General features: G+C 71.8%; 17 protein-coding genes, 1 tRNA gene and 2 pseudogenes. 9 read left to right on the forward strand and 11 right to left on the reverse strand.

The window, feature by feature from the left end:
- Window positions 1-152 precede the first annotated feature (152 nt).
- Both LNW72_RS20130 and LNW72_RS20135 read left to right on the forward strand, forming a co-directional pair.
- Window positions 153-1,028, forward strand: a complete 876-nt coding sequence (locus tag LNW72_RS20130; protein ID WP_250976681.1) for a radical SAM/SPASM domain-containing protein — start codon at window positions 153-155, stop codon at window positions 1,026-1,028.
- Window positions 1,025-2,158, forward strand: a complete 1,134-nt coding sequence (locus LNW72_RS20135) for a methyltransferase domain-containing protein (RefSeq protein WP_250976682.1) — start codon at window positions 1,025-1,027, stop codon at window positions 2,156-2,158. The genes LNW72_RS20130 and LNW72_RS20135 overlap by 4 nt, the downstream gene beginning before the upstream one ends.
- Before the next feature lie 111 nt (window positions 2,159-2,269).
- Here LNW72_RS20135 and LNW72_RS20140 read toward each other — a convergent pair.
- From LNW72_RS20140 to LNW72_RS20180, 9 genes and pseudogenes are all read right to left on the reverse strand, one after another.
- A pseudogene (locus LNW72_RS20140) lies at window positions 2,270-2,494 on the reverse strand (fatty acid--CoA ligase); the annotation flags it as partial.
- A 69-nt stretch (window positions 2,495-2,563) separates the two neighbouring features.
- Window positions 2,564-3,079 carry a SigE family RNA polymerase sigma factor gene (locus tag LNW72_RS20145; protein ID WP_138359153.1) on the reverse strand — a complete coding sequence of 172 codons (516 nt, stop codon included), beginning with the start codon at window positions 3,077-3,079 and terminating at the stop codon, window positions 2,564-2,566.
- Window positions 3,080-3,282: 203 nt separating this feature from the next.
- Complete coding sequence (locus tag LNW72_RS20150; RefSeq protein WP_250976683.1) at window positions 3,283-4,128, reverse strand: DUF1906 domain-containing protein; 846 nt, start codon at window positions 4,126-4,128, stop codon at window positions 3,283-3,285.
- Window positions 4,129-4,189: 61 nt separating this feature from the next.
- Complete coding sequence (locus LNW72_RS20155; RefSeq protein WP_250976684.1) at window positions 4,190-5,374, reverse strand: lipid-transfer protein; 1,185 nt, start codon at window positions 5,372-5,374, stop codon at window positions 4,190-4,192.
- Window positions 5,371-5,817 (reverse strand): MaoC family dehydratase, encoded by a 447-nt coding sequence (locus LNW72_RS20160; RefSeq protein WP_250976685.1) that lies wholly within the window; start codon window positions 5,815-5,817, stop codon window positions 5,371-5,373. Before LNW72_RS20160 ends, LNW72_RS20155 begins: the two co-directional genes overlap by 4 nt.
- Window positions 5,814-6,833, reverse strand: coding sequence for an acyl-CoA dehydrogenase family protein (locus LNW72_RS20165; protein WP_250976686.1), 1,020 nt, complete (start codon window positions 6,831-6,833; stop codon window positions 5,814-5,816). The genes LNW72_RS20160 and LNW72_RS20165 overlap by 4 nt, the downstream gene beginning before the upstream one ends.
- Before the next feature lies 1 nt (window position 6,834).
- Window positions 6,835-7,761, reverse strand: a complete 927-nt coding sequence (locus LNW72_RS20170; RefSeq protein ID WP_250976687.1) for an OB-fold domain-containing protein — start codon at window positions 7,759-7,761, stop codon at window positions 6,835-6,837.
- Complete coding sequence (locus tag LNW72_RS20175) at window positions 7,758-8,993, reverse strand: acyl-CoA dehydrogenase family protein (protein ID WP_250980233.1); 1,236 nt, start codon at window positions 8,991-8,993, stop codon at window positions 7,758-7,760. The genes LNW72_RS20170 and LNW72_RS20175 overlap by 4 nt, the downstream gene beginning before the upstream one ends.
- A gap of 248 nt (window positions 8,994-9,241) precedes the next feature.
- Window positions 9,242-9,550 carry a hypothetical protein gene (locus LNW72_RS20180; protein ID WP_250976688.1) on the reverse strand — a complete coding sequence of 103 codons (309 nt, stop codon included), beginning with the start codon at window positions 9,548-9,550 and terminating at the stop codon, window positions 9,242-9,244.
- 338 nt (window positions 9,551-9,888) lie between these two features.
- Here LNW72_RS20180 and LNW72_RS20185 point away from each other — a divergent pair.
- Both LNW72_RS20185 and LNW72_RS20190 read left to right on the forward strand, forming a co-directional pair.
- Window positions 9,889-10,808: pseudogene (locus LNW72_RS20185) on the forward strand (bifunctional DNA primase/polymerase).
- 165 nt (window positions 10,809-10,973) lie between these two features.
- Window positions 10,974-11,204 (forward strand): hypothetical protein, encoded by a 231-nt coding sequence (locus LNW72_RS20190; RefSeq protein WP_250976689.1) that lies wholly within the window; start codon window positions 10,974-10,976, stop codon window positions 11,202-11,204.
- 60 nt (window positions 11,205-11,264) lie between these two features.
- Here the strand turns inward: LNW72_RS20190 and LNW72_RS20195 are convergent.
- Window positions 11,265-11,351: transfer RNA gene (locus LNW72_RS20195), tRNA-Ser, on the reverse strand.
- A gap of 200 nt (window positions 11,352-11,551) precedes the next feature.
- Here LNW72_RS20195 and LNW72_RS20200 point away from each other — a divergent pair.
- The 3 genes from LNW72_RS20200 to LNW72_RS20210 all read left to right on the forward strand — a co-directional run bounded on the left by LNW72_RS20200 (window position 11,552) and on the right by LNW72_RS20210 (window position 13,975).
- The gene (locus LNW72_RS20200; protein WP_250976690.1) at window positions 11,552-12,094 is read left to right on the forward strand and encodes a hypothetical protein; all 543 of its coding nucleotides are present in this window, start codon (window positions 11,552-11,554) and stop codon (window positions 12,092-12,094) included.
- 164 nt (window positions 12,095-12,258) lie between these two features.
- A complete protein-coding gene (locus tag LNW72_RS20205; RefSeq protein WP_250980234.1) occupies window positions 12,259-13,311 on the forward strand; it encodes a histidine kinase in 1,053 nt (350 codons plus the stop codon).
- Window positions 13,304-13,975, forward strand: coding sequence for a response regulator transcription factor (locus LNW72_RS20210; protein ID WP_250976691.1), 672 nt, complete (start codon window positions 13,304-13,306; stop codon window positions 13,973-13,975). Before LNW72_RS20205 ends, LNW72_RS20210 begins: the two co-directional genes overlap by 8 nt.
- 99 nt (window positions 13,976-14,074) lie before the next feature.
- Here the strand turns inward: LNW72_RS20210 and LNW72_RS20215 are convergent, their stop codons facing one another.
- Window positions 14,075-15,832: a trypsin-like peptidase domain-containing protein gene (locus LNW72_RS20215; RefSeq protein ID WP_250976692.1), complete on the reverse strand. Its 1,758-nt coding sequence runs from the start codon at window positions 15,830-15,832 to the stop codon at window positions 14,075-14,077.
- 179 nt (window positions 15,833-16,011) lie between these two features.
- On the opposite strand from LNW72_RS20215, the gene LNW72_RS20220 reads away from it, so the two are divergent.
- Both LNW72_RS20220 and LNW72_RS20225 read left to right on the forward strand, forming a co-directional pair.
- The gene (locus LNW72_RS20220; protein WP_250976693.1) at window positions 16,012-16,842 is read left to right on the forward strand and encodes a glycerophosphodiester phosphodiesterase; all 831 of its coding nucleotides are present in this window, start codon (window positions 16,012-16,014) and stop codon (window positions 16,840-16,842) included.
- A 143-nt stretch (window positions 16,843-16,985) separates the two neighbouring features.
- A complete protein-coding gene (locus LNW72_RS20225) occupies window positions 16,986-17,531 on the forward strand; it encodes an ATP-binding protein (RefSeq protein ID WP_250976694.1) in 546 nt (181 codons plus the stop codon).
- Window positions 17,532-17,567: the final 36 nt, after the last annotated feature.

Below are 17,567 nucleotides of genomic sequence, written 5' to 3' on the forward strand. Positions count from 1 at the left end.
GGGCGTCACCGCAAAACCGCGGCCTAACGCGCCGCTCACGAACCGCCGCCCCCGCGTCATGTGACGGCTCCCCCCGGACTCGGGGGCGGTGCACCACCCCAGGCGACCGAGGGGCCAGGGTCGCAACCCGCCGTACGAGAGGTACCGCCTCCATGAGCACAGCCTTAGAAGGAATCCTGTCCGTCGAACTTGAGATCACCGGCACGTGCCAACTGCGCTGCTCGCACTGCTGTACCGATTCCGGGCCCAAAGTGTCCGCCGGCGCCATGACCCGCGCGAACTGGCAGCAAGTCATCGCGGACATCGCGAAACTTGGGATCCCCGCGGTGCAGTTCATCGGCGGCGAACCGACCCTCTCGCCACACCTCCCGCGCTTCATCGACCAGGCCCTCGACGCCGGGCTTAAGGTCGAGGTCTATTCGAACCTCACCCACGTGCGCCCCGGTATCTGGTCTGCTCTCAACCGCCCCGGCGTCTGCCTCGCCACCTCCTATTACAGCGACGACGCCGCGGAGCACGAGCAGATCACCAACGGGCCCGGCAGCTACACCCGCACTCGCACCAACATCATCGAGGCCGTCCGCCGCGGCATCCCCCTCCGCGCCGGCATTGTCGAGGTGATCGCCGGCCAGCGCATCGCGCAGGCGAAGGACGAACTACGGAGCCTCGGCGTCACGTCGATTCAAGTCGACCGGGCCCGCCAGGTAGGCCGCGCGGCCCCCGCCGGCACAGTGCCGGGCACATCCGAACTGTGCGGTCACTGCTTCCGGCACCGCGTCTCAGTCTCCCCCGACGGCGAGGTATCCGGCTGCATCCTCAGCCGCTTCATGATCGCCGGAAACGTCCGTGAGCAACGCCTCGCCGACATCCTCGGCAGCGACCGATGGGCGCAGATGACCAGCGCTGTACCAGCGCCCCGCGCGGGGTGCAGCCCGGACGACTCGGGCGACTGTGACCCGGCGAACACCACCGCGTGCGATCCTGCCTACGACTTCGCCCCCGCGCCGTCCCTCGGAGTGATCGCGTGATCTGGGAACCCTCTGCCGTCGCCCTCGCCGAGGGCATTACCCACCGCGGCTCTCCGTGGTGGGCGCCCGTCACCCGCACCCCGCGACACCTGTTCGTCCCCCGATGGTGGGACCGCGAGAACGGCACATACGCCCTGTGCGCCCCGCACACCGACGAGGAGTGGCTCGACGCCGCGTACCGCGATACATCCCTCTTGACGCGGGTCGGACCGCTCCACGCCGATCACGCCAAGCCGGAAGACCGCCCGACCGGCCTGCCCACCTCCTCGACCACGCTGCCCAGCCTTCTCCTCAACCTCTACCAGCACGCCCGCATCAACGACACCTCGACCCTGCTCGACGTCGGCACCGGCAGCGGCTACGGAACCGCCCTAGCAGCGCACCGGCTGGGCTCCGGCCGGGTGACGAGCGTGGACGTCGATCCCTACCTCGTGGAGATCGCACGCGAGCGCCTTCGCGCTGCCGGCCTGCGCCCCACCGTCGAGGCCGTCGACGCCACCGGACCGCTACCCGGCGGGCCGGCCGCGTTCGACCGCATCGTCGCCACGGTCGCCGTGCGCACCATCCCGGAGAGCTGGCTTTCCTCACTCCGCCTCGGCGGCTGGCTTGTGACAACCATCGCCGGCACTTCCCTCATCATCACCGCCAAGCGCAACGAGGACGGCGGCGCATCTGGCCGCGTCTCCTGGGACCGTGCAGGCTTCATGCACGCCCGGCACGGCGAGGACTATCCGCCGGCCCTGTCCGTCCTGCTCGGCGCCGCACACGGCCTCGACGGCGAAGACGTCACCACGGGCCCGTATCCCATCGTCGACGTCGAGAACGCATGGGACCTCTCATCCATGCTGAGCGTCACGGCACCCGGAATCGAACATGTGTACCGGAGTGGCGAACAACGGGTCGCGATCATGGCGCACCCCGACGGATCATGGGCCCGCGCCACCGCGGCCGGCACCGAGCGACCCACCGTGCACCAGGGCGGCCCGCGGCGACTTTGGGATCTGCTCGACGAGATCCGCAGTCACTGGCTCATCAACGGCGAGCTACCCGTACGCGGCGCCCGGGTGATCATCAAGCCGGACGGCCGAACCATTCTTGCCCGCGGCAACTGGCAGGCCGAACTCGCCTGACAGCCGAACGACAACGCCCCCGGTTGGGATCTCTCCCGGCCGGGGGCGCTGTGTTTCCGCTGGTCATAGGGCTGATCCCCTTACTGTTCAGCACGCGAGTGCAACAGAAACGTTGTTCCACATGAGGGTCGCGACCCGTTCGTCCCGGGCCACCCCCAGCTCGTCGCGGAGCGCGTTCGCGAGCTGGATCGCCCGGACCCCGATTTCGCGGAAGGAGCGGCGGTGCGGCTCGGCGTCCCCGGTCCAGGTGGTCACCTGGGACCGGCCGTGCACCAGAGCACCATGGACCAGGATGCGGGTGACGGTCAGCGGTACGTCCTGCATCGTGCTCAGCACCGGAAGCCTCCACGGGTTACGTGCGGGTAAGGTCCCGGTGATTCTGCTTCCATACCGGTCGGTATGTCACTACCTGGCGCGCAATTCAGGGTCATCGCGCAATTTCCCGAGGGCCCGGGAGACCGCGCTCTTGACCGTTCCGACCGAGACGCCGAGGGCCTCGGCCGTCTGTATCTCGCTCATGTCCTCGTAGTAGCGCAGTACCACCATCGCCCGCTGCCGGGCGGGAAGCCGGGAGATGGCACGCAGCAGCGCGTCGCGCTGGGCCTGCTGCTCGGTGTGGTCGGGGGCGGTGGACAGCGGCTCGGGGACGTCCTCGGTCGCGAATTCGTCGATGCGGCGCTTGCGCCACTGCGAGGTGCGCGTGTTGACCAGCGTGCGGCGGACGTAGCCGTCCAGCGCCCGGTGGTCGTCGATGCGGTCCCATGCCAGGTACGTCTTGGTCAGCGCGGTCTGCAGCAGGTCCTCCGCGTCGCACGGGTTCGCGGTGAGCGAGCGCGCGGTACGCAGCAGCGTCGGGCCCTTGGCCCGGACGTAGCTGGAGAACTGCATCGTGCTGGTGCTGGTGCACACAGGCGTGGTCATGCCCTCAACGCTATGAGCGCCGCCCGCCCGGCGGATCCGCCGGAGGTGCCGAAGCGGGATCACCCTGAAGTCGTAGGACGGGGGCTGTCCCCACCTCCCGTAGGCGGACCCGCCCCTGAGGAAGACGGGCCCGTGGGTGGGGTCGGGAGGTGGGGTCGGGGGTGGGGCGGGGGCGGCCGGGAGGACGGGGCCGCGGTCCGGCGCTAGCCGATCACGGCGACCGGGGCGTCGATGAGGTCGCGGTCGATGTTGATCGTCCGGCCCCCGTACTGCTCGGTGACGTTCCCCGTGTACTGGTGGATGCGGCTGTGCGGCGTCCACACGTCGCGGGGGAGTACCGGCTCGGACTCGAGGGTGGGTGTGACGTTCCAGCGGGCGTACCAGAGGACGCTCGGCAGGTCGGCGGCGCCGGCGGCGCGGGCCTGCTCCATGTGCATGATGCCGGAGTCCGCGCTGCTGTAGAAGCCCGGAATGTAGCCGAGCCGGCGTACCTCCTTGTCCCAGGCCTGGACGAAGGCGAGCGTCGGCGCCGTGCAGGACGCGGTGCGGATGTCGTACGACTCCATGTCCAGGTACAGGGCGCTGTTCTCGACGAAGCCGAGGTCATGGGCGCGCTGGACGGCGTCCTTGGCCTCGGTCACACCGCTCCCCGCCGGATTGGCCGTGTCGATCGTGTACGCCTTCTTCGTGCTGCTCGTCGTGCAGGGCGACTGCGAGCCCACATAGATCGGCAGGATGCTCCAGCCCCCGGTGTTCACGGTCCGCACCCAGGAGGGGGTCAGGTTCGGCTGCTGCGGGCAGGCGCGGGCCCGGCCGCCGAAGTAGACGCCGACGGCGCCGTACGGGGAGGTGCCGTGCCAGGCCTGCAACGTGTCGGCGGTCGGGGTCTCGCAGGTCTCGAAGCCGGTGCCCTGGAAGAACCGGGCCCCCTGCAGCGATTCGGCGGAGGGGTCGGCCGCCGCGACGCCGCCGCTGACCAGGCAGGCCAGCGTCGCCACAGCCGCCAGGACCGAAAGGACATATCGGGTAATCTGCTTGGTTCCACGCATGGCGCGAGTCAACGCGCCCCTCGCGGCGGCACCGGGCAGACACGCCCGCCCCACCACCCGTTCAGCCGTCTGCGGACAGCACCAGCCCCGACGTGGGAACGCCCGTTCCAGCGGTGATCAGCACGTTCGAAGCGCCCGCCACCTGGTTGACGCTGCTCCCGCGCAACTGGCGGACCCCCTCGGCGATGCCGTTCATCCCGTGCAGATACGCCTCGCCGAGCTGACCGCCGTGGGTGTTCACCGGCAGCCGGCCGTCGATCTCCAGCCCGCCGTCCGCGGCGAAGTCCGCCGCCTCCCCCGGTCCGCAGAAGCCGAACTCCTCCAGCTGCATCAGCACGAACGGGGTGAAGTGGTCGTAGAGCACGGCCGTGTCGATGTCGGACGGCGTCAGCCCGGAGGTCCGCCACAGCTGGCGGGCGACCACCCCCATCTCCGGCAGCCCGGTCAGGTCGTCACGGTAGAAGCTCGTCATCTGCTCCTGCGCGCGGCCGGCGCCCTGCGCGGCGGCGGCGATCACGGCGGGCGCGTGCCGCAGATCGCGGGCCCGCTCCGGCGATGTCACGACGATCGCCTGGCCGCCGTCCGTCTCCTGGCAGCAGTCCAGCAGCCGCAGCGGCTCGACGATCCAGCGCGAGGCGGCATGGTCGGCGAGGGTGATCGGCTTGCCGTGGAAGTACGCGGCGGGGTTGTTCGCGGCATGGCGGCGGTCGGCGACCGCGACCGGGCCGAAGGCCGACGGATCGAGCCGGAAGGCGTGCAGATACCGCTGCGCCGCCATCGCGACCCACGACGCGGGCGTGAGGAGGCCGGACGGCAGATTGGCGCCGAGCGCCACCCCTTCGGCGGAGGGGTCGCGCTGCTGCACCCCCGATCCGAACCGCCGGCCGGACCGCTCGTTGAACGCGCGGTAGCAGACGACCACGTCGGCCACCCCGGTCGCCACCGCCATGGCCGCCTGCTGCACGGTCGCGCAGGCCGCCCCGCCGCCGTAGTGGATCCGCGAGAAGAACGACAGCTCACCGATGCCGGCCGCCTGGGCGACGGTGATCTCCGGGCTGATGTCCATGGTGAACGTGACCATGCCGTCGACGTCGGCGGGCGTCAGCCCGGCATCGTCCAGCGCCGCCTGTACGGCCTCCACGGCGAGCTTCAGTTCGCTGCGGCCGGAGTCCTTGGAGAACTCCGTCGCCCCGATCCCGGCGATCGCGGCCCGGCCGCCGAGGCTGTCGCGGTTGCGGACGCTCATACGGCTGCCTCCGGGGTCGGGAGCACGACGGTGGCTGTTCCGGTGACGTGGTGGCCGAGCTTGTTGACGCCGAGGACGGCGATCTCGACGGTTCTTCCTGACATATCGGCTTCGACGGACGTCACTTTGCCGGTCAACACCATCTCGTCATCCGGGTAGTTGGGCGCGCCCAGCCGGATCCGTACCGCCCGCAGCACCGCCCCGGGCCCGGCCCATTCGGTGATGTAGCGGCCGACCAGGCCGTTCGTGGTGAGGATGTTCATGAAGATGTCCGGCGAGCCCTTCTCCCGGGCGAGCTCCACGTCGTGGTGCACGTCCTGGAAGTCCCGCGAGGCGATGGCCCCCGCGACGATCAGCGTGCGGGTGACCGGGACGCGCAGCGGCGGCAGTTCGTCACCCGCCCGCACGGAGCCGGCCGGCATCCGGACCGGGGACTGCGTCATACGGCCTCCTCCGTGTCGGGTGCGCCCAGCAGCACACCGAGTTCGGCGAGCACCTCCGCGCCGCCGCCCAGATATGCGTCCAGCTGACGGCCCCACAGGAAGTGCCGGTGGACGGGGTGTTCGAGGTCCGCACCGATGCCGCCGTGCAGATGCTGCCCGGCGTGGACGACGCGTTTGCCGCCCTCGGACGCCCACCAGGCGGCGGTCAGGGCGTGGGAGGCGGCAGGCAGGTGGTGGTCGAAGCGCCAGGCCGCCTCGTAGGCGGTGACGCGGATCGCCTCGGTGTCCATGTGCGCGTCGGCGGCGCGCAGCAGCACGCCCTGGTTCGTGGACAGCGGGCGCCCGAACTGCTCGCGTACGGAGGTGTAGGCCACCGCGCGCGCCAGCGACCCGGCGCAGACGCCGGCCTGCAGCCCCGCGAAGGCGGTTCGGGCCTGTGCGAGGACCTCCGCGTAGGCGGACGCGTCACCGAGCGGCTCGGCGGGCGTGCCGTCCAGGACGAGCCGGGCGGCGGCCCAGGGGGCGGTGGTGTCGACGGGCTCCGCACCGGCCGGGACCGGCAGCCAGAACAGCCGCGTGACCGTGTCCGTACCCGCGCCGGTATCGGCGGGGACGAGGACGTGCGTGGCCTCGCGCAGCCAGGGCACGACGGGGAAGGTGCCGGTCAGGCGCCAGCCGTCGCCGCTCGCGACGGCCCGCGCGGACCGGTGCGGGAAGGCGCCCGTGGCGATGTACGAACCGTCGCGCAGACCGGGCAGCAGCCGGGCGCGCTGCTCGTCCGTGCCGTGCGCGGCGACCGGCAGCAGACCGTACGCGCAGGTCGCGGCCAGCGGGATCTCGGCGGTCCTGCGGCCCGCCTCCTCCAGCAGCAGCACCAGGCCCAGCAGCCCGACCTCCTCGACGGCGGCCACCAGCCCGGCCTCGCACAGCGCCTTCCACGGCTCGGCGCTGCGGTCGAGTATCTCGGCCGCCAGCTCACGGGCCGCCCGCTGCTCCTCGGTGGGTGTGAAGTCCATGTCAGTCCTCCACCGACCGGAAGACGGGCAGCGTGAACTCGCCGTCGACCGTCAGGAATTCGAGCGTCACGGGCAGGCCCGCGCGCACCTTGTCGTACGGAACTCCCGTGACGTTGCCGAGGATCCGCACGCCCTCCGCCAGCTCGACGAGGGCGACGGCGTACGGCGGGTCGAAGGCGGGGAACGGCGGATGGTGCATGACGACATAGCTGAAGACGGTGCCCTCTCCAGCGGCCCGGACGGTGTCCCAGTCCGGTGAGCCGCACGCGTTGCAGCCCGGCAGCCACGGCAGCCGCAGCGTGCCGCAGCCGGAGCAGCGCTGGATGAGCAGCTCATGCCGCTCCAGGCCCTCCCAGTAGGCGGCGTTGTCGCGGTTGATCACCGGGCGGGGGCGCCGCGGGGTCTTCGCGGCGGTTGCCGCCCGGCCTTTCGCGGGCTTCGCGGGCGCGTACTTGAGGATGCGGAAGCGGTGGGTGCCGGACGGTTCGCCGTTCGCCTGGACGTCCATCCGCGTCGTGACGAAGTGGCCGGTGCCCAGCTTCGTGGTCTTGCGCGGCGAGATGGACTCGATGACGGCGTCGAACGTGATCCGGTCGCCGGGACGCAGCGGCCGGAGGTACTCCTGCTCGCAGTCGGTCGCGACGACCGAGGTGCAGCCGGCCCCGTCGAGGAGCTCGAAGACGTCGTCGTAGGCGCTGGAGCGGGCGGTGCCGGCGGTGTGGCCGGAGAGCCCGCCCATGGTCCACACCTGGAGCATGGTGGCGGGGGCGGAGCCGTCGGCCGGGACGGGGTGGCCCATCGCCTCGCACCAGTGGCGGATCATCGGCTCGTTGACCGGGTCCTTGCCCTCGCCGCCGGCCGCGGCGGTCCGCCCCACGTAGACCTTGAGCCGCTCGTACAGATCGCCGGCCACTGCCTCGTCCGTCACCGCTTGCTCCTCTTCATCCCGAGCCGCATCGTCGCGACGATCTCCCGCTGGACCTCGCTGACGCCGCCGCCGAAAGTGTTGATCTGCGCGGCCCGGTTCATCCGTTCCAGTTCGCCGTTCTCGCCGCCCCTGACGAGCGCGGTCTCGCCGACGGCTTCCTGGAGCGCGCGGTAGACCTCGATCGCGCTCTCGGTGCCGGCGAACTTCACGCCCGACGCGTCGCCCGGGGTGAGGGTGCCGGCGCCGACGTCCTGGACCAGGCGCCAGTTGAGCAGCCGGGTCGCGGAGAGCCGGGCGTGGGCCTCGGCCAGCCGGGACGCGACCCAGGGGGTGTCGATCCGGCGGGTGCCGTCCTCGTCGGGTGTGCGGGCGCTCGCGAGGGCCGCGTCGTAGAAGTCCTCGGCCTGCATGCCGATGGCGGCCAGCGCGACCCGCTCGTGGTTGAGCTGGTTGGTGATCAGCGACCAGCCGGCGTTCTCCTCGCCGACGAGGTTGCCGTACGGGACGCGGATCGCGTCGTAGTACGTGGCGCTGGTGGTCTGGCCGCCGACGGTGTGGATCGGGGTCCAGGAGAAGCCGGGGGCGTCGGTCGGGACGAGGATGATCGAGATGCCCTTGTGCTTGGGCGCCTCGGGGTCGGTGCGGCAGGCGAGCCAGATCCAGTCGGCGCCCTGGGCGTTGCTGGTGAAGGTCTTGCTGCCGTCGATCAGCCAGTCACCGTCGCCGCTGCTCCCGCCCTCTCCCTCGGCCCCGCCCTCGGCCCCGCTCTCGGCCGCGCCCTCAGGCTCCTCCGGTCCGGTTCTGACGGCGCGGGTGCGGAGGGAGGCGAGGTCGGTGCCGGCGTCCGGCTCGGTGTAACCGATCGCGAAGACGCAGTCGCCGGAGAGGATCCGCGGGAGGAAGTACTCCTTCTGCGCGGGCGTCCCGAACTTCATCAGGGTCGGGCCGACGGTGTTGAGCGTGACCATCGACACAGGGGCGCCGGCCCGGTAGGACTCGTCGAAGAACACGAACTGCTCGTCGGGGCCGCGGCCCTGTCCGCCGTACTCGGTGGGCCAGCCGAGGCCCAGCAGCCCGTCGGCGGCGATCCGGCGGAGGAGACCGCGGGCGAGCGGTCCGCCCGGCGGCTCGGCCCGGAGGGCCTCACGGGTCTCCTCGGGTATCAGGCGGCCGAAGTACTCGCGCAGCTCGGCCCGTAGCCGGTGCTGGCGCGGGGTGGGGGCGAGGTGCACGGCGACGGCCTCCACGGGTTCGTGAGATTTTCTGACTGACCGTCAGATTCTCCGCCCCGCCCCACCCCTGTCAAGACACGAGAAGTTGTCCACAGGCTGTGGATGAAAGTTCGCGACCGCCGGCCGGGACCGCCGAACCCGGCCGGAGTCGTGACCACCGAGCCATCCTCCCGGCAGAACGCGACCGCGCGACGGCACTGAGCGTGCCGCCGCGCGGTCGTGTCACTGATCCCGGTCGTACGGGCTCGTCACCACCACAGCGGGGTGAAGTGCACGTTCACGTTGCTCTGCTCGATCGCGGTGAACCCGGAACCGTTCACGCTCGCGGTGTTGTTCTGGTTCGAAGCGCCCGATCCGCTCGCGCCCTGCTGGGTGGTGGTCACATTGCCGTGGTTCGAACCACCCACGTTCCCACCGGAGTTGCTCACGATGGTCGCGTTCGAGTGGTCGCCGGCGAAGGCGCCGTCGTCAGCAGCTGCCGAGCCCGCGAAGAGCACCGCGGCGAGGGGAAGTGCCGCCACCGCGGCGAGGACGCGGAAGGTACGGATGCTTGCCATGTTGTTCCTCCAGGGAACCGAAAACGGGGGTGTGCGGGACGGTTGGCCGACCGCTCCGCCGACTGGTACGACGTCGCCGGAATCAGAGTTGCCCACGCAATCCCCGGCGAACCAGACCGGACGGGCTATTTAGCTCGCAAGCGTGACGATCTGTCGACAAACATTCAAAGTGCCATCGAAATACCCTTCATCGTCTTTTCTCCGCCCGGATCGCCACCCCACAAGAGCGGAAACGTTCAGGCAGATTTTCGGCCAACCTTCGCGCCGTCCGCCCGCGCCGGGCAATCTCCCACCTGCACCCTCTCCCCTTTTTCGAACGTGAGTACGAAACTGGAGGCATGGCCCCTTCCGTCCTGTACGCCGCCGCGCTCGCCAACGCCCTGGCCGCCGCCTCGCGGCACCTGGCGGTCATCCCGCTGTCCCGCACCAAGCTCCCCGCCGTGCGCTCCCCACACCGCGGCGCATCCCCACCCGGCTCCTCACCCGGCTCCTCACCCGTCTCCCCGCCTGCCTCCCCGCCCGCTTCGCCGCCCGTTCGCTGCCTGGGCGAATGCGGCCGGATCGGCCACGGGGTGCACGACGCCACGACCGAACCCGCCGCCGTCCGCGCACTGTTCGCCGCCGCCCCCTGGGCCACCGGCTACGGCATCGCCTGCGGCCGCGCCCCGCACCACCTCATCGGCCTCGACCTGGACGTCAAGCACGGCCTGGACGGCATCGCGGCCCTCGCCGCCCTGGCGCACGAGCACGGCTTCGCCGTCCCGGACACCGTCACAGTCCTCACCCCCAGCGGCGGCCGCCACCTGTGGTTGACCGGCCCCGCCGGCATCACCGTCCCCAACTCCGTCGGCAGGCCCGGCACCGCCCCGGGACCCGGCATCGACGTCCGGGGCCACGGCGGCTACCTCGTCGGCCCCGGCTCCATCACCAACGCCGGCCGCTATCTGCTGGCGCCGCGCTCCCCCGGCCTCCCGGCGGCCCCGGCCCCCGCCCGGCTGCTCCGCCTCCTCACCCCGCCCCCGCCGCCCTTACCCCGCCGCACCGCCCCCGCCACGCGCTGGCCCTCGTCCAGTTCGTCCGTGACTCGCCCCGCGGCCAGCGCAACACGCGCCTCTACTGGGCCGCCTGCCGCGCCTACGAATCCGGCCACGGCGACAGCCTCGCCCCCGCCCTCATCGACGCCGCCACCAGGACCGGCCTCCCCCGCCAGGAAGCCGCCGCCACCGTCGCCTCCGCCGCCCGCCAGGCTGCGCCATAATTCGAACACGTGCTTGAATTGCCGAGCTGTGACGCGTTCGGGCTCCCGCCCGCGGCGCGCACGGCCCTGCGCCGGCTCGCCGCTCCACGGAGTCCGCCGAGAGATGACCACCCGGCCCACGGCACCGGACCCCACGCGTAGCGTGACGAACGAGAGGGCGCGGCCATGAGCGCGGACGGGCCCCGGTACCTGACCGATCGCCAGGAGCAGATCGCGAAGGTCATCGTCGAGTGGACGGACCTCTACGGCTACCCGCCGACCGTCCGGGAGATCGGCGCGGCCGTCGGCCTGCGCAGCCCCGCGACGGTCGCCCACCATCTGCAGATCATGGAGAGCAGGGGCGTCCTCTCCCGCGTCCCGGGCCGCCACCGCTCCTACCAGGTCCACCGGCTCTGAGAGTCGCTGAGCGAAGGACGACGAAAGGACGCCCGCACCTGCGGACGCCCTTTCGTGCTGCGGAGGATGTGAGATTCGAACTCACGGTGACATCGCTGCCACGACGGTTTTCAAGACCGTTCCCTTAGGCCGCTCGGGCAATCCTCCCGCGCCCCGCCCACCTGCGGTGGAGCGGCTACAGCCTAGCGTCTGGCGCGCTCCGGGAGGGCCGGTGGCTCACACCTGGGCCGCTCGCTCCCGGAAAGGGCGGCCGCCCGGCCCGCCGGCGGGCCGGGCGGGTGGAACTCCACCCGTGGTTCCACCCAGGGGTCCAGGTGTGAAAAGCCGTGCGGCAGCAGGCTTGGGGCATGACAACAACCGAGTGGATCACCGACATCGCCCTCGTCCTGGTCGTCTTCCGGCAACTGCGGGAAGGTCGCCTGGACCTGCGGTCCTTCCTGATTCCGCTGGGCATCGTGAGCTTCGTGGCCTACACGTACCTCGACACGATCCCCACCGCGGGCAACGACCTGGTGCTGATCGGCGCCCTCATGGGCGCGGGCGCCGTCCTCGGCATCGCCGGCGGGGTCTACACCCGGATCCGCTCCGTGGGCGGGCACCTCCTGATCAAGGCCGGTCTGGTCTCGGCGGCCCTGTGGGTGCTCGGCATGGGCGCCCGGATGGGCTTCCAGCTGTGGGTCAGTCACGGCGGATCCGACGACGTGGCCCGGTTCAGCATCACCCACCACATCACCAGCGACCAGGCCTGGGTCGCGGCGTTCGTCCTGATGGCACTCACCGAGGTGGTCACCCGCCTCGCCACGATCTTCGTACGGAGCCGGATCACGGCCCACCTGCAGCCGGCCCGGACCATGGACCGCGGCCGGTCCACCCTCGAACGTGCCGCCTGACCGTGGGCTATCGTCACGCCGTGCCCATACCCGACAACGCCCCCGCCCCCGGGTCGGCGCCCCACCAGGCGCCGGCCCGCCGGCCGTTCCCCGAGCGGGACCCCTGGGGGCTCTGGCTGGTGGCCATCGGGGTCATCGCCGCCGGAGTCGTGACGATCCGGCCCATGGGTTTCAGCGGCCGCGGCCTGGCGGTCGCCGTCCTCTTCGTGATCAACTGCGCGGTGCTGCTGGCCCGGACGCTGCCCGAGACCGATGTGCCGCCGCGCTTCGCCCTGTACTGGCTGACGTCCGGCATCGTCGCGGCCGCCGCGCTGATCGGCGTCAGCAGCACCGGATCGGGTTATCTCTTCGCCTTCTTCCTCGCCGGCCACATCGGCTACCGCCTCGAGGCCCGGCCGGCCCTCGTTCTCGCGCTGCTGTGCAGCCTGTTGTGCGCCGGTGCCCTCTACTTCCGCCTCGGTCCCGGCTACCAGGTCCTGCCCTGGACCGTCGGCCTGGCCACCGGCATCCCGGTCCTGCCCGGTATCGTCCGCCGCGGCCGGCAGCGGGCGATGCAGGCGGTGCTCGCGGCGGCGGAGTCCGCCGAGCGTGCCGCCCGGGCCGAGGCCAGGACCGCCGTGCTGACCGAGCGCAGCCGCATCGCCCGCGATGTGCACGACGTCCTGGCGCACTCGCTGGCCGGGATCAACATGCAGCTGGAGCTGGCCGACGCGCTGCTCGACACCGGTGACCTGGAGAAGGTCCGGGAGGCCAACGACAAGGCGCACAGCCTCGTCAAGGAGAGCCTGAAACAGGCGCAGTGGACCGTGCACGCCCTGCGTGAGGACGCGTTGCCGCTGCTGGAGAGCCTGACCGCGATGCTCGCATCGTCCGGCCACCACGACGTCCTCACCGTCGTCGGGACCGAGCGGGAGGTGCCGGCCCAGGTGGGCCAGAACCTGCTGCGGATCGCCCAGGAGTCGCTGACCAACGCGGCCCGGCACGCGCCCGGCGGGGACGTCGCGGTGGAGCTGGTGTTCGCCGCCTCGTCGACGGCGCTGCGGATCCGCAACCGGCCCGCCACCCGTACGGCGCCCGTGAGCGCCGGCAGCGGCATGGGACTGATCGGAATGCGCGAACGCGTCGCCCTGTTGGGTGGCACCATCACCGCGGGGCCGGTCACCGAGGGACCGGACCAGGGCGGCTGGCAGGTGGAGGCAGTGATCCCGTATGAGTGAACGGACCGAGAAGCAGCAGCCGTTGAGGGTGATCGTCGCGGACGACCAGGCCGCCATCCGGGAGCCGCTGGCCGCGGTCCTCGCGCTGGCCGAGGACATCGACGTCGTCGCGGCGGCGGCGGACGGCACCGAGGTGCTGACCGCGGTCGCCGCCGGGCCGGTCGACGTGGTGCTGATGGATCTGCGCATGCCGCGCATGGACGGCATCGAGACGACCCGCCGGCTGACCGAGGAACACCCCGAGGTGGCCGTCGTCGTGCTGACCACCTTCGCCGACGACGACTCGATCCTGGCCGCGCTGAGCGCCGGAGCCCGCGGCTATCTGACCAAGAACGCCGGTCGGCAGGACATCGTCCGGGCCATCCGGGCGGCGGCCGCCGGCCAGTCCGTGCTCGACCGCGAGGTCCAGAACCGGCTCCTCGCCTCCGTCCGCACCAAGCCTGCGGCGGCGGATCAGCCGCTGCCGCTGCCGGAGGACATCACCCGCCGCGAGCGCGAAGTGCTCACCCTCATCGGGCAGGGCCTGCCGAACCGGGCCATCGCCGAGAAGCTGTTCATCAGCGAGGCCACGGTCAAGACCCACATCAACAACCTGTTCGCCAAGGCGGGCATCCGCGACCGGGCCGACGCCGTGCGCCGCGCCATCGCGGCGGGCCTCGCCTGACCGGAACCGTCGAGCCGCAGGGCGATGAACGGGAAACGACAGGAGGTGAGGTGCCGGGCGAACCGGCACCTCACCTCCTGTCGTTCCTGACCGCCAGGGTCAGTTCTTCTCGTCGCCGTCGCGCTTGCCGAGGGTGAGGGTGGCGGTGGAGGTCTTGCCACCGCGGGTGTAGGTGATGGTGACCTTGTCGCCGGGCTGGCGCTGCCAGATGGCGCCGATCAGGGTCTGGCCGCTGTCGATGACGGTGTCGTCGAACTTGGTGATGATGTCGCCGGGCTTCAGGCCCGCCTTGTCGCCGGGGCCGCCGGGGACGACGGCCGGGTTGCCGCTGTTGCCGTTCTCGGTGACCTTGGCGCCCTCGCCGCGGTACTGGGTGTCGAGGGAGACGCCGATCACCGGGTAGACCGGCTGGCCGGTCGCGATGAGGTTGGTGGCGACGCGCTTGGCCTGGTTGATCGGGATGGCGAAGCCGAGGCCGACGCTGCCGGCCTGCGTCTGGCCGTCACCGCCACCGCCGCCGGCGGACTGGATGGCCGAGTTGATGCCTATCACCGCGCCGTTGGCGTTCAGGAGCGGGCCGCCGGAGTTGCCGGGGTTGATCGAGGCGTCGGTCTGGATGGCGCTCATGTACGAGGCGCTGGCGCCCTGGCCGTCGCTGGAGGCGACCGGACGGTGCATGGCGCTGACGATGCCGGTGGTGACGGTGCCGGAGAGGCCGAAGGGGGCACCGATGGCGATGGTGGCGTCGCCGACCTTGGTGCTGTCGGAGTCGCCGAGCGGGATCGGGTCGAGCTTGGCGTCACCGGCGTTCTTCAGCTTGATGACGGCGACGTCGTAGCCCTGGGCGCGGCCCACGACCTCGGCGTCGTACTTCTTGCCGTTGGAGAACGTCGCGGTCAGCTTGCCGCCGTCGGCGGCCGGGGCCACCACGTGGTTGTTGGTGAGGATGTGGCCCTGCTTGTCGAAGACGAAGCCGGTGCCGGTGCCGCTCTCGCTGCCGCCCGACGCCTCGATCGTCACGACGCTCGGCAGCGCCTTCGCGGCGATGCCGGCCACGGAGTTCGGCGCACGGTCCAGGACCTTCTGGTCCGAGGACGAACTGACGGTGGTGGAGTTGGAGTCGTCCTCGTGCCGCGCGGCCCAGTAGCCGACGCCACCGCCGACACCACCGGCGACCAGCGCGGCCACCAGCACGGCGGCGACCATCGAACCCAGGCCGCGCGGCTTGCGCTCGGCGGGCGGCGGTACGGGCACGTGAGCGCCCCACACCGGGCCGCCGGGGCCACCCGGCTGGCCGGGCTGCGGGACCGCACCGGCGTACTGCGGGAACTGCGCCGTCTGCGGGGCGCCCGGGTACGGCTGCTGGGCGTGGGCCTGCGACGGGTCGGGCTGCGGCTGGCCGGGCGCCGCGGCCGGCACGGCGGCCGGCGTGGCGTACGGGTCCGCGGCGGGCGTGGCGTACGGGTCCGCGGCGGCCTCGCTGTAGGACGCGGCGACCTCGCGGTACGACGCGGGCGCGGCGGGCTCCCCGTAGGACGGGGCGGGCTCGCGGTACGGCGTTTCGGGCTCGCTGTACGCCGCGGGCGGCGTGGGGTCGCCGTGCGACACGGAGGCCGGGGCCGGTGCGGGCAGGGCGTCGGCCACCGGCGCGGCGGGCGCGGGGATCCCGTCCGGGGCCGGCGGCACCACCGGCAGGACGGCGGTCGGCGGCTCGGCCGGGGGCACGGGCGGGGCGGCGGGAGCGGCGGGTTCGGCCGGGAGGGCCGCCTTCGAGAGCTCGCCGCGCTCCGGCGCGACCGACTCCGCGCCGGACTCGGGCGCAGCCGGGACCTGGCCGGCCTCGTTCTCGGTGCTCACAGCGGTTCTCCTATGGTCAGAGCGCGGGTGTCGGACTGGTCACAGCATTTCCCACTGGGTGTCGGACCGCCGTAAGCGGTAGCTGTGTATGGCCCGCGTATGGAGCCGGGGGTGTGGCGGTGCCCAGGCGCGCGCGGTCGGCTTTCCACCGCGACGCGCAGCGATGGCACCATAGCCCGGTGACTTCTGCGCATGCGGTCCGGGATGCGTTCCCGGACGGGAACCCGATCCAGGTCGTCGCCCACCGGGGGGCGTCCGAGGACGTACCCGAACATACGCTCGCGGCCTACCGCAGGGCCATCGAGGACGGTGCCGACGCCCTGGAATGCGACGTCCGGCTGACGGCCGACGGCGAACTGGTCTGTGTGCACGACTGGCGGGTGAACCGGACGTCCAACGGCCGCGGCGCCGTCTCGTCGATGGAACTGGCCGACCTCGCCACGCTGGACTTCGGTTCATGGAAGGGGCAGCACACCGACGGCGAGGCCCCGGACACCACCGATGACGAGCGCAGCAGCGTGCTCACCCTGGAGCGGCTGCTGGAACTGGTGGCGGACACCGAGCGGCGGGTCGAGCTGGCGATCGAGACCAAGCACCCCACCCGCTGGGCCGGCCAGGTCGAGGAACGGCTGCTGGAACTGCTGCGCCGCTTCGGCCTCGACGCGCCGCCGCCGGGGGAGCGCTCCGCGGTGCGCGTCATGAGCTTCTCGTCCCGTTCGCTGCGCCGCGTGCACACGGCGGCGCCGGAGCTGCCGACCGTCTATCTGATGCAGTACGTCTCGCCGCGGCACCGCGACGGCCGGCTGCCCGCCGGGGTGCGCATCGCCGGTCCGAGCATGCGGATCCTGCGGGCGAATCCGGGGTACGTCGCACGGCTGCACCGGGCGGGGCACCGGGTCCATGTGTGGACGGTGAACGACCCGGCCGACGTCGACCTGTGCGTGCGGCTCGGGGTCGATGCGATCATCACCAATCGGCCGAAGCAGGTGCTGTCCCAATTGGGGCGGTAAATAACGGTATTACGGGGAGTGCACCGGCGCGTTCGGACCGTGTTCGACCGATGTGAGTGCCCCAATAGATCGCAGTTGGCTTGTTTCCGGTCCAGTCCAAGGGGGCATTCATCCCGTGGCGTGGGGTGAAGGAGGTCTCGGGGGTGGCGTTGGTGGTGGCCCAAGAGGTGCCGACGTCCTCGACCATGGCCCTGTCGCATGGTCCGATGGGCGTGGCGGAGGCACGGCGCAGGCTCCGAAGTGAGCTGTGCGCGCACGAGGTGCCGGAGCCGGTGGTGGACGACGCGGTGCTGATCCTGTCGGAGTTGCTGAGCAACTCCTACCGGCACGCGCGGCCCCTCTGCGACGGTCCGGACGAAGAACCCGGCGAGGTGGACGACGCGGCCGACCCCTGCGGCATCCGCGCCGCGTGGCGGATCGGGGACGACGGCCTGCTCAGCGTGGAAGTGACCGACGGCGGCGGCCCGACCCGCCCGCTGCCGGCCAGCCCGTCGCTCACCGCACGCGGCGGCCGCGGGCTGGGCATCGTCAGCAACCTGTCGCTGCGCTGGGGTGTGCGGGACGGGCCGGGCGAGGTCACCGTATGGGCCCTGCTGCCGGTCAGGAGCCGGCACGCGCGGCGCGACGACCTGGCGCCGCGGCTGGACATCCCGATCGATTTCGCGGACCCGTTCGACGATCTTCCGTAGCGGTCCCGGGTCGGAACCGGCCCCGGACGAGGCCGT

It is taken from the genome of Streptomyces sp. RKAG293 (genome assembly GCF_023701745.1).
GTDB lineage: Bacteria > Actinomycetota > Actinomycetes > Streptomycetales > Streptomycetaceae > Actinacidiphila.